The 12,088-nt window shown below is 45.6% G+C and carries 6 protein-coding genes; 4 read left to right on the top strand and 2 right to left on the bottom strand.

The features are described 5' to 3' along the window. Positions 1-131: 131 nt before the first annotated feature. Both RID53_RS31875 and RID53_RS31870 read right to left on the bottom strand, forming a co-directional pair. On the bottom strand, positions 132-3,740 hold the full coding sequence (locus RID53_RS31875; protein ID WP_446391918.1) for a beta strand repeat-containing protein: 3,609 nt from the start codon (positions 3,738-3,740) through the stop codon (positions 132-134). A gap of 326 nt (positions 3,741-4,066) precedes the next feature. Then, positions 4,067-4,954: a filamentous hemagglutinin N-terminal domain-containing protein gene (locus RID53_RS31870; protein WP_446391917.1), complete on the bottom strand. Its 888-nt coding sequence runs from the start codon at positions 4,952-4,954 to the stop codon at positions 4,067-4,069. Between the two features lie 413 nt (positions 4,955-5,367). On the opposite strand from RID53_RS31870, the gene RID53_RS31865 reads away from it, so the two are divergent. From RID53_RS31865 to RID53_RS31850, 4 genes are all read left to right on the top strand, one after another. Further along, on the top strand, positions 5,368-7,695 hold the full coding sequence (locus RID53_RS31865; protein WP_446391916.1) for a dynamin family protein: 2,328 nt from the start codon (positions 5,368-5,370) through the stop codon (positions 7,693-7,695). A 62-nt stretch (positions 7,696-7,757) separates the two neighbouring features. Next, on the top strand, positions 7,758-8,141 hold the full coding sequence (locus tag RID53_RS31860) for a hypothetical protein (protein WP_446391915.1): 384 nt from the start codon (positions 7,758-7,760) through the stop codon (positions 8,139-8,141). A gap of 237 nt (positions 8,142-8,378) precedes the next feature. After that, positions 8,379-8,768 carry a DUF4351 domain-containing protein gene (locus RID53_RS31855; RefSeq protein ID WP_446391914.1) on the top strand — a complete coding sequence of 130 codons (390 nt, stop codon included), beginning with the start codon at positions 8,379-8,381 and terminating at the stop codon, positions 8,766-8,768. A 240-nt stretch (positions 8,769-9,008) separates the two neighbouring features. Next, complete coding sequence (locus RID53_RS31850) at positions 9,009-12,053, top strand: hypothetical protein (RefSeq protein WP_446391913.1); 3,045 nt, start codon at positions 9,009-9,011, stop codon at positions 12,051-12,053. Positions 12,054-12,088 lie beyond the last annotated feature (35 nt).

Genomic DNA, 12,088 nt, shown 5'->3' with positions numbered 1-12,088 from the left:
GTACTAGGATGATTCGTCACGTAGATGGTTATTCCTACTCACCACTCAAGTATGTCACGAAGGCGGATAAATCCGCAATGTCGCTTTTCCTCCCCGGCTTTGAAAGACCGGGGCTACCAAGCTCCTGTAGTTTACGTGTTGGTTGTTGATGAGACAGCGACTGGACTACTTTCGTCTGAAATGCTATCTTCCTCGGCAGATTCATTACTCTCAGTCTGTTGAGTAATATCAACCGGATTTATCGGCGGTTCATCGATGGTAGTGGTGGGAAGATCACCGCGAATAATCGCAATATTTCCTTCTCGGTGAGTCAGGGGAAAGGAACGCGGCGGGATAATACTAATGTCTCCGCTGGTGAGAACGCCAGCCGTACCATTAATTTCTGCATCACCAACTTTAAACGGTGTGAGTGCGTCACCCCCATGACGAATGGTAATATCTCCCCCACCGTTACCCCCAGCCGTAGAAATACTGGCGTCTATCCCATTTTGGTCAGTAAATGTATCTGTGGCGCGGAAGTATTTGCCTGCGGTGATATCAACGTTACCCCCTGTACCATTATCACCACCTTGAGCGTTAATCGAAGTTACCTGAATATCGCCAATAGGGTCAAGGGTAACATGACCCCCATCACCGGAACTGCCACTGGTATTAATTGCACCTGTGGTTATTTCTAATTCCGCTTGAACAACAATATCGCCACCCGTCAATCCAGAACTATTCAGATTTGCGATCGCCACTCTGCCAGATTTTGCGTTAAGGTATATATTCCCCCCCTCTCCCGTGGGGTTACTGGTATTTAAGGTAACCCCACCCCCTTCCAAATCAGTTGTATTGAGGGTAACGGTTCCGCCAAGGGTTTGAATAACGCCTGAACCGGACAAGATAGTAGGATTAGAGCTATTGACCGAAATATCGCCGCCACTGGTTGTCAGTGTCAGCGCACCGACGGTAAGATTGCCTGTAGTAATTGCACCATTGGTACTGGTGATGGTAAGGGCGCGATCGCGATTGATAATGTCACTGGTGATAATATCTTGATTCGCCAACAAGGTAATCGTCGCATTCCCTTCTCCGGTGATGGTTCCGGCGGTGGTATTGATGGAACCTGAACCCACAGGTGCTTGTAATGTAACCGGGGTTTGGAATGTAATATCATCAGCTAGGGTAATTGCGCCACTGCTAGTTGTTCCCCCAATGGTGATTGAGGTAAACGTATTTTGTAGAGAATTCAGTTCTGGTGCGGTTAAATCTAAAATACTTGTGCTACCACTATCCGCACCCCCTAGTTGAATTCCTTGGCTTGAGGTTAAAGGTTGTAGAGTTAAAGTTCCGGTTCCAGAGATATTGCTTGTAAAATTAAGCTCATCGCCGATTAAGGTAAGATTTCCTGCACCTCCATCAATGTTGCTGCTTATAGTCGCTGCATTGTTGAATTGAAACGTATCATCTGAGTTTCCACCCGTCAGGTTAGAAAAGTCACTAAAATTCAGTCCGTTAACTGTACCGCTATTGCTTCCGGTAATATTCCAAGTGTTTGCGGTGTTATTGGCAATTAGGGTACTGGTTGCATTTGGGGTTCCGTGGACTTGTTCAATATTAGTTCCCCCTAATACTGCTAAGTTTACAGTTAAGGGACTGGTATAGGCTGAATAGTCTAGGGTATCTGTTCCTGCGCCGCCATCAACGGTTCCGGTAAAGGTTACGCCATCATTGAAACTAAATGTGTCGTCATTATTGCCACCTGTCAGATTCGAGAAGGTGTTGAAATTGAGTGTGTCATTAATTGTGCCGCTATTGCTATTCGTAATCGCCCAATTAAAGGTGCTACCTGTATTACCAATCGCGGCTTCAATATTTTCACCGCCAATAGCGGCAAGATTAACGGTGACTGGAGTTGGATTACTGGAGTAGTCTAGGGTATCTGTACCACCACCGCCATCAATCGTGCCGCTAAGGGTTGCATTATTAGTGAAGGCAAAAGTATCGTTAGCACTACCACCTGTAATAGTCTCAATTGAGGAGAAGGTTAAGGGTGAACCAAAACCACTAATATTACCCGCATCGGTGCTAGTAATCGTAAAGGTTGTATCGCCATCTGTTCCAATTAATTCTGAACCACCTGCAATATTAACCGGATCATTAAAGGTGACAGTATTAGCTAAAGTAATCGTACCGTTACTGTCAGTTCGTCCGATAGTAATCGAGCTAAAGCCATCTTGTAATCGATTAAGTTTTGCTGCTGTCAAATCTAATGCCGCTGTATTATTGGTAGTTGATGCGCCAATAACAATATCTTGATCTGCTGTAAATGGCTTGAGTTCAATTGTTCCACCATTGCTGCTTGCACCAATGTCAATTTCGTCACTGGTAACAATGATATTACCGCCACCTAAAGAACCTGTGGCATTGATATTGGTGATAATACTCGTTGCTGCTTCAAGAGTGACATCGCCACCTGCACTATTACCACCAGAACACTGATTTCCTATGCCAGAACAAGAGAATATTACACCAGCAGTTCCCCCAAAAAACGTGGTATCTATAGTACCACCACTTCTGAGATTAATGGTTCCACTACTTAAATTACCAATTGACTGAATATCATCTGTGTAAATATTGCCGCCTACATTAAAGGTAATGTTGCCGCCATTACCATTATTCGTCAAGGAAAGAACATCACCATTAATAGAAAGATCACCACCCGCTTTAACAGCGATATCACCACCATCACCCGTTGTGGAACCTTCCCACATAGTAAAAATTTGTGATGCTGTAATATCCCCTGAAGCTTCCAAATTGACGGAACCACCATTGTCACCATCAGTTGTCGTGTTAGTTCTGATGCTTCCAGCTTCAATACTAGCGGCGGGTAGGGTGGGAGTACCTATGGTAATAGAACGACCGGGATTTGTGATATTTCCGGTACGAATTGTGCCGCCAGAGAGCAACGTGATCGTGGCATCATCTGCTCCAGTAATAGTGCCACCTGTAGTGTTTATTGATCCGTTAGGCGATCGCAAGGTTACAGGGTCATTAAATGTGACGTTATCACCTAGGGTAATTGTACCACTACTGTCATCTCGTCCAATAGTAATCCAGGGTAAGCCATTCGTTATTATACCTAGTTCTTGTGTGTTCAGGAATGTTGTCCTTGCCGCACCCGTACCACCAATTTCCAGATTTATACTCGCCGTCAATGGTTGCAAAATTAAATCGCCACTGCCGCTAACTGAAGGAGAACCAAAAAATTGAAGATTAATCCTGTCACCTGTCAAGGTAATAGTTCCACTGCCTGAATTGATCGGGTTAGCAATAATAATCCCCTCAAATCCTCCAAGACTTGTTACACTAATATTCCCGCCGACAGAAGTCAGTTGATCAACCAATATTCCCCATGATCCTGGGGCGTTACCTGTGCTATTTCCGGTAAGGATAATATCTCCGCCTCCGGAGTTAATTTCGTCATTGATACGAACACCTTCCAACGTGCTAGTTCCAGTGATTTCAAGGTCTCCACCTCCGGTGTCGAGGGGGGTATTAACTAATACACCTGGACTCGTTCCGGTAGTCATTCCGGTAGCAACAATATTTCCTCCTCCTGTCAAAATGGATTGATTGATTTCGACTATCCCCTCACCGTTATTCTCATGATCAGCAAAAAGATTGAGATTCAGCCTGCCACTACTAGAGGTAATACCCGCATTCAGAGTGATATTATTATCTGCCTCCAAAGTCAACGTAGCATCTCCTCCGCCTGTTTTGTTAATTGCTGCACCACTGTCGAGGGTAATATTGCCTAAACCTGTAAGACCAGCGATATTTGTCGTAATCGTGACATTGTTGCCATTATTAAGTACCGTGTTAATATTAGCAACATCAACTGTGTTTGTGCCAATCGCGCCTCCCCCAGTATTTACAATCGTGATATCAGTCGGATCAATTAGCCATGTCCCCCCTTTCCCCTGAGGGGCAGAAGTATCAGGGGTACTGGTAAGTTCCAGAAACTTTTTGCTAGAGGTTTCAATTAATCCCCCATTTCCAGCAGTGATGCCTCCTCGTGCTGTTAATGTTCCATGTATATTAGCTGTTTCATCTGACCAAATAACAACACATCAAGCCCAGTCTCAACAGTTTCCTCGTTACCCGTTAACAACTCAGGTAAATCTAGAGGTGTAACGGGTAAGGGTTCTCCCATACCATTGGTGGGTTGTTCAATTTCTAACGATAGTAATTTTCCTGGCTGAGATATCTTGACTAAATTGGAACCCGGAACCGCTGCCACGGTAACGGTTCCTCCGGCTGCGGTGATGGTTCCTGTATTGATTACACTACCACCGAGTAAGGTGACAGTTTGCCCTGGTGATACGGATAAGTCGCCAGCATTAACAATAGTTCCCGGTTGGGATACGTTAAAGGAAAACTGATTGGGTGTGCCAATTAAGGTTTGATAATTATTCGCACCACTGGCATTAAACCAAGTGTTATTTTCAAATCCAATTCCTGTGGCGGTTGTGGCGGTAAAATTAGCAGGAACGTTTAAACTCGCACCTTCCCCCAAAATAATTCCCGCCGGATTCATTAAATATAAATTAGGCGTTCCCCCCGTTACCTGAATCAAACCGTTAATTACCGACGCATTTCCACCCGTGACGCGACTGAGAATATTTTCCAGGTTGGGATTGGCGAGAAAATTGGCAGTTTGGTTTGCATTTGAGCCAAACTGCTCAAAACTATGGAATAAATTACTCCCATCGGCGGAAATACTACCACCGTCAATATCATATTGGGTACCATTTTCCGTAACCGTTGTACCTGTACCGTCTGCGGCTGGGGTGATGGATTGCGCTAGGGCGGCGGAATCTCCAATTAGCGCTGCAACGCCACAGAGAATTGCTTGGCATAGGGATAGAAGAGCGAACAAGCAGCGGAAACCCAACCCAGACGATTTCATGATCGACAACCCTTTTCGTGCTATGTTATGTAGTCTCGCTTATTCTCAATCGTTTGGATCTGATGTATTAATAAAACGATACAACATTTATAGCTTTGTTAATACATCAATCATAGGGGCGCAAAGCTTGCGCCCAGAACAGAAGAATAAGACTTGCGCCCAGGAAATGATAGATTGGTGGGTTATGGCAGATAGGAAATTAACGGTTTGGTTTGTCTCTGTCAATCCCGCCTACAATCTATACAACCCTTTTCTGACTGCTATGCTGGTGGGTAATGCCCACTCTACGGTATATCAAGGATGTCAAGGATGAAGGCGATACCAAAATGCAAATTTTCAGTGCCATTCCGCTGCAATCAAATAGCGCCGACTTTGGAGTAATCTAATGGTTTAACAATAACGTTTCTGGTTTCATGAATACCAGCCAACCCCCCCAGACAAGAGCGCAACGGATTAACCAGATCATCGAACAGCGCCAACCCCTAGTCCAAAACATACAACAGGTAGAAAGCCATCTCGCTCAACTTACCTCCGCCTTGGGCGAATTAGAACGGTATCGTCAACGGCTGGCGGTATCGTTCGGTGAGAGTGAAATCCAAGAGAAATTCAATACCATTCATCTCTCCTATTTGTTGCAACAACTTCAAATTGAATCCGAGAATCTGAACAGTCTGCAAAAACGTTTCTCGCGTCCTACCTTAAATATTGGCGTTGTCGGATTAATGGGACAGGGAAAAAGTACATTACTGAAAACCTTAAGTGGACTGACTGATAATGAAATTCCGGCACTAGAAGGAGGAGCTTGCACGGCAGTTCGCAGTACAATTGAAAATCGGCAAGAGGAATTATTGACTAACAATAATTCAGAGGATAAAACGGTTCAATTTAATGGCGTTGGCTCTAGTTTATATGGAATTCAAGACCAGATGGTTTTACCTAAACCCAAAACCTCTGTTCAGGTTGAAGTCACGCTACATTCGGAATCATCCTTTTTAAAGGAAGTTATTTATCCCTATTACGATGAACTTGGTTTAACGGAAAAACCCTATAGTTTAGATGAGTTCGCCAACCAGGTATTTCCCGAACAAGGAGTAGTCGGAGCAAGCAATGAAGAGATGTACAAACGCCTCTGCTACGATTATCATCAAAATCTCCGTCACTATAGATCTTTGCTTCAGTCTGGAAATCCGCGATCGCTCAAAATTCAGGCGGAAGAAATTACCGATTATGTGATGCAAAAACGGGATGGTACGCAGCAGAATTATTTAATCACGTTCAAACACTTGGCAGTAAAAGAGGTTAAGATAGTTTGTCCGTTTCAAAATCCGGATGTGGGCAACATTGCGTTAGTAGATGTTCCGGGTTTAGGTGACTCCAAGTTAGGCGATGAAACGCTAATGTTAGAAACCTTGGGGAATGAAGTGGATGTGGTTTTGTTTATTAAACGACCTGATCCGCAGCGTTATCAATGGCAACGCCTAGATACTCAGTTATATGATAAAGCAGCGCAAGCTCTGAATGATCTAGAAAAACGGTCATTTATGATTTTAAATTATAGTCGCAGAACTGAGAATCTTAGAGCCTGTCAACGCCTTAAGCAAAATATTGATACGATTCAGGTCGTACAGACCGAAATAGCAGATTGTTCTGATCCAGATGATGCTAACCGAGTCTTTAATCAGGTTTTAGACTATCTCACGGTGAATATTCAAGACTTGGATCAGCGATACGCGATTCATTGCCAAAGTAACCTGCAACAATTACATCAGCAGATTCAGCAAGCACTGGAAAAATCGACTCAAGCCTTGGGATACAATTCGGGGGAATCTCGCCAATTTAGACGATTATTTGAGCAACTGTCTCAGGAACTAATCCAAGGTCTTTTAGAACTGAGGAATCAACTGAAAGAACAATGTGAAGCCATTGATCCAGATTTTCAGGTGGCGGTGCAAGCCGCGTTGAAAAACTGTCAAACCGATAAAGGGATTCCAGAGACAGATCAGGAGATTATCAGCCGCAGTTGTGAATTTGAGTTTAAAGAATCCTATCAAGCTATCTACCGCGTCTACATTCGGGAACTGCGAATTCATTTATCGCGGCATTTTTTACAAGTTGATCAAGGATTGAGACTATCGATTGATAAAGTGAAATCGTTAGTAACTGATGTGTTAGTCAATCAAGGTAAATTGGGCGAATTAACCTCAACCAGAGGCGCTGATTTTCTCAAAGACATGGCTGATTTACTAGGACAACGGGGAAATCAATTAGAGTTAGGGTTTAGAACGCTTTGGGAATTCGAGTTTTCTTACGGGAGTGTTCTATTACATTTAATTCGCAAACAGCTTGATGAAATTCTGCAATCAGATATTGATTTAAGTCTGGCGGAAGTGTTCGGAATTTTACCTGATCCGTCCAATGCTTCAGAGGTACTCAGGAACCTGGAAAAGCTGCATGAGCAAGCAGTGGCGGCTTGTCAGGAAACATTAAATAGTTGGCTAACTGCACCCAGTCAAGCTCGTTATTATATGGTGCAGGAATTTATCGATTTGGTTATTTATGCCAGAGACATGAAGCGAGAGTGGGAAATTTTTCTGAGTGATGAGGATGTTCGCTCCAAGGTTTGGTTAGAATTTAAGGAGTTAGAAACCCGGAAGCAAGACCAGCAAAATTGGCGTCATGCAGTGGCAAGAGTGGCAACCGTGAATCAGGCGTCAGCGATGATGTTTATCAGTGATTTATAGTTAATTGAATAATTTATTTATGTTATTTGTTTATAATTATGCTCACAATTCAAGAAACAAATATGAACAAGATTATCTCTCTTATTCTCGGTGGTGTTATTACGATCACTGTTGGTGGATTAGCCGCTTGTGGCGATCGCGCTCAACTAGAGACGTGCAACATCTTGGAAATTGAAGATGCTGAAATTGAAGTAGATGTGGGTGATATTGACGTAGAACGGGGTGAAGTCGAAATGGTATGTGGAGATGATATTGTTGATGTTACTTGGGGACAATTCCGCCAAAAACTCCGTATCAATCCAGGACAGTATAAAAACAATGTCGAACAATTTAAACGGATGGTGAGTTGTGTAAAAGATGAACGCGATCGCTCACAAGAAGTATTTTGTCAGCGCCCAGGTTCTAGTGATAAGTTTGTCGCGTTGAAGTTTAGTTATGATGATTAGAGTTAAAGCGGTAGCATCATGAAAGTGAACGATTGATTTGATGATTTTTAGGCAAAATCGTTTTAGTGCGTTAAGCGAAGCCATGCCGCAAGCTTTGCATCTTGCTCGCTACCTATTCCTAATTTAACGGCGTGACAGTGTTTTAGTAAAAAATAGTAAAGATGTAGCTAAAGTACAGAAATTCTCGCGGGGTTACGGTTTGAGAAAGATTTAATTCGTCGGTTTTTGCGGGAGGATATGATGCGTGGATCTGTAATTTATCAAGATATTTTGCAACAAGGGATATTCAGCTTGACTAGACGCCTGATTGAGCGGCGACTGGGTAAGGTTGAACCAGCATTAATTGAGCGGGTTAGGGAGTTACCTCCCGAACAGCTAGAGGCGTTAGGGGTAGCGATATTGGATTTTTCGGCAACTACTGATTTAACGGCTTGGTTGGATCAGCAGCCACGAGCAGGAGAGGTGAATTTGATTATCCGTCAGCTTAAGCGGCGGTTGGGTGAGGTTGAGCCAGTATTAATTGAGCAGGTTAGGAGATTACCCATCGTCCAGTTGGAAGCGTTAGCAGAAGCGCTATTGGATTTTTCTGAGGTGTCGGATTTAGTGGATTGGTTGGAGCAGGCGTAGTAAGATAACACAAGTGATAACAGAACAGTTGATGGGGTGAGAGACGATCGCATTGATTTTCTCCAAGCTCGATACCACTATAGCGATCGCGAGTTGGTTAAGTTTTGATGAGAGGAATGAGCGCTTACCTTATCTCCAAGATAAAATTGAGGATATTTTATTCTGAATCTTCCCACACACGCCATTGGCGGTTGATGGAGGCACAGAAAAGATCAGCATTGATTGGGGACACGTTTGGCAATGTCTTTTCAAGAACCCATCCGCAAAAAAAATTCCTCACCCTTTAATCGGACGCCAGCGCCCAATCCATTGCAGCGGCGCCGCTTCAAAGTCCCCAAGCCGCCGGAAAAGGTGGTGCGACGCTCCCCTGAAGAACAGAAGGCTTTTCTGCAACAGAAACTGGAACAAGCAGCCTTTGTGGGTTACAACGGTTTGAACGTCCCGGTTAAAGCATCAGAAACACCTCCACCGCAACCCATTCAGCAAAAGCCTGCTAGTGGAGGATCAGAAGATAACTCTCAGCCGCAGGAAGTACCAGACGTTGAGGCAACATCAGAACAGGTAGAAGAAACTGTTGAATCAGAAAAACAACAATCCTCCGCCGCCGCATCACAGGGTCAGGAGTCATCTGAAACAGAAGGTGTTACCCCTGCTGGGGAGTCAGAGGCAGAAACGGAAAAGCCGCAATCCCAAATCCCGGATTTACAAGCTCAAAAGGAACGAGCATCCCGTTTGAGTTCCAACTGGCTGAAAGTTCCAGTCAATGCTCCAGGAAAAGAGCCATCTTCGGTGCAGAGGAAGCTGCCCCAAAAGGGGTTAGAGACTCAGTATCAACCGCTTTTGGGACAGAGAACCAATCTTAGATTGAATGGGTTGAATCGGCTGACGTCTGAGACTCCCGTTCAAACCAAGAGGGAAACGCCCTCAGACGACACACAGGAGGGAATAAGTGAATCTGAAACCCTAGAGGAAACTGAAACGGAGAGCGATGCCGTTGCTGATACCAAAAGCACAAGTGCGGCGGCTGAAAATGAGCCAGATAGGGAGACTGCTCGGAACCAGCCGGAGAGCAATTCTCAAGCTAAACGGAAAGTAGCCATTCAGGACGAAAAAGGTAAGCATAAGAACGCTGATACTGATAGTGCCAATACGGACAAGAGTCAGGCGGAAAACAGTAAGAGTGAGTCCACGAATCCCGATGTCGCCAGTGCCAAGACGGCTAACCAGGACGCGCAAAAGGCTGTTGAAGCCGTAACGAAAACAGAGACAGCCGAAACAACAGAAAATCTAGGTGAGCCGGAGACAAAAACGGAAGCAGGTGCAAAAGAGGAAACCGCTACCGCTCAAGCTGGAGAGCAAGAGAGTCCAGACGCTACAGGAGATACCCCCAAACAGACACCCACTGATGAGGAAAAAGTCGATCAAGACGCTGTTGCCCAAGTCACCACTCAAAAAGAACAAGTGGCTGGAAAACAAGCGGAAGCAGCAACGGCGGTAGCCCAAACCAGCAGTCAGATAGAAACGGCGGCGGCGAACTCACAACCCCCAACCAATACAGGCGTAGCATTTACTCCACCTCAAATCAAGCCCACCTTTGTGACTACCGAGGCAGGAATTGCTGCCCTCAACCCCCAAACGGTTTTGGGTGCGGCGGGAAATGGTATGGTTGTTTGCCAAACCGAGAATCCCCAAGCCTCCCTAGCTGCTGCTGAGCAAGGCATTGTCGCTCATCCCATTCCTGAAGCTCAGGTAGCTAGCTCAATGGAACAGCAGCGCCTCCAGGCAGAAGCCGCGATGTCTCAATTCATGGCTTCGGGTTCACAGCGCGTGGCAAGTATAGGCAGCCTCGGACAAACCATTGCACCTCGCATCCAGGCATCGGCGGGGCAAGCTGTGGCTGCTGTGGATATGGCAATCAGCCAAAATCAAGCAACCATTACTAATGCCATGGCTCAAGCCCGTAGCCAAGTTCAAAGTCAGGCGCAAGGGGCAAAACAGGAGGTAACGGGACAACACCAAGCGACTGTCGGGGCGATCAAATCCTCCACAACCGCTGCACGCGATCGCATCCAAACAGAATACCAAACGAGCCTTGCTCAACTCCAGCAAATTGAGACGGGAATGGCGTCTGATATTGCCAAACCCTTCACCAAAGCTGCCCAAGATTTCCGAGCTGCTGGGGTGACGGTTGGCAAGGAAGCCATCCAAATTGGTAACGATTACCAAAAACAATTTGCAGGTGAATCTCCCCCAGAACCCAGTAATTTTATTACGGAATTTCTGGAAAGCTTTGACAGAGAAACCTACGTTGAAAACTGGCGCCAAGCCAAGATTAAAGCAGCCGGGGATGTCGCTGCCTCCTATAGTGACGGCTTACAGCAAAACGCCAATGAAAAAGCCGCAGAACTCTCCACCAGCCAGTCGGAAGTAGTGAAAGGAATGCAGCAGGTTGTGGCGACGACTCGCAACGAGCTGCAACTCAAGTACAAGGCGGCTCTGCAAGAACTCGCCCAGTCTGAGAAATCGGCGCTGAACATGGCATCCCAAGCCTTGAAGGGTCAACTCCAAAGCATTGATCAGAATCTCAATGCCACCCTGAGTTCCTTAGACCAAATGCAGGCAACCCAGTTAACTCAGCTCAATAGTTTAGGGGAACAGCAGAAACTGGGAATTAATGCCAATGCCGAGCAAGTAACAGCGGCGCTGCAAGCAGGGGTTAACCAAGCAACTACTAACGTGCAAGGCGCATTCCAGCAATTTGCTGACCAAGCTCAAGGCATGGAAACCCCAAATCTACCAGTGGTCAACGCCGTGATTGCGGAGGCACAGGGTCAGCTTGATGGCATGATGGCAGCGACTCAGGCATCCCTGGAGACGGGTATCAGCAATTCGGAACAGGGGATTGATCAACAAACCCAGGAGATGCTGGGCAGTATCAATACGGTGACTCAGCAGGCATCGGCTGCTGGCACGACGGTGGCTGAGGAGTTTAATACGACTATTGCCCAAGAGGTGCAGCGTGCCAGCCAAGCGTTCACGCAGTTGCAAAATGGTCACACGAATGGGGTTAATAGTCGTGCAGATACGACAGTGGGTGAACTGAAAAATTTGACCGCAGGTGTACAGCAGCAGCTTGATGGTGTCATTAACAACCTGAACACAAAATTAGCTGAAAGTACCACACGTAAACTACAGGAGCTTGGTAGCCCCGGTCTTTCAAAGCCGGGGAGGAAAAGCGACATTGCGGATTTATCCGCCTTCGTGACATACTTGAGTGGTGAGTAGGAATAACCATCTACGTGACGAATCATCCTAGTACG

This window comes from Coleofasciculus sp. B1-GNL1-01 (assembly GCF_040220235.1).
Taxonomy (GTDB): Bacteria; Cyanobacteriota; Cyanobacteriia; order Cyanobacteriales; family Coleofasciculaceae; genus Coleofasciculus.
This window is presented reverse-complemented; position numbering and strand designations above follow the sequence as displayed.

What these genes read in the sequence shown, in the direction of transcription:
- RID53_RS31870 (WP_446391917.1), bottom strand. Translation starts at nt 4,954, where the DNA reads ATGAAATCGTCTGGGTTGGGTTTCCGCTGCTTGTTCGCTCTTCTATCC.
- RID53_RS31865 (WP_446391916.1), top strand. Translation starts at nt 5,368, where the DNA reads ATGAATACCAGCCAACCCCCCCAGACAAGAGCGCAACGGATTAACCAG.
- RID53_RS31860 (WP_446391915.1), top strand. Translation starts at nt 7,758, where the DNA reads ATGAACAAGATTATCTCTCTTATTCTCGGTGGTGTTATTACGATCACT.
- RID53_RS31855 (WP_446391914.1), top strand. Translation starts at nt 8,379, where the DNA reads ATGATGCGTGGATCTGTAATTTATCAAGATATTTTGCAACAAGGGATA.
- RID53_RS31850 (WP_446391913.1), top strand. Translation starts at nt 9,009, where the DNA reads ATGTCTTTTCAAGAACCCATCCGCAAAAAAAATTCCTCACCCTTTAAT.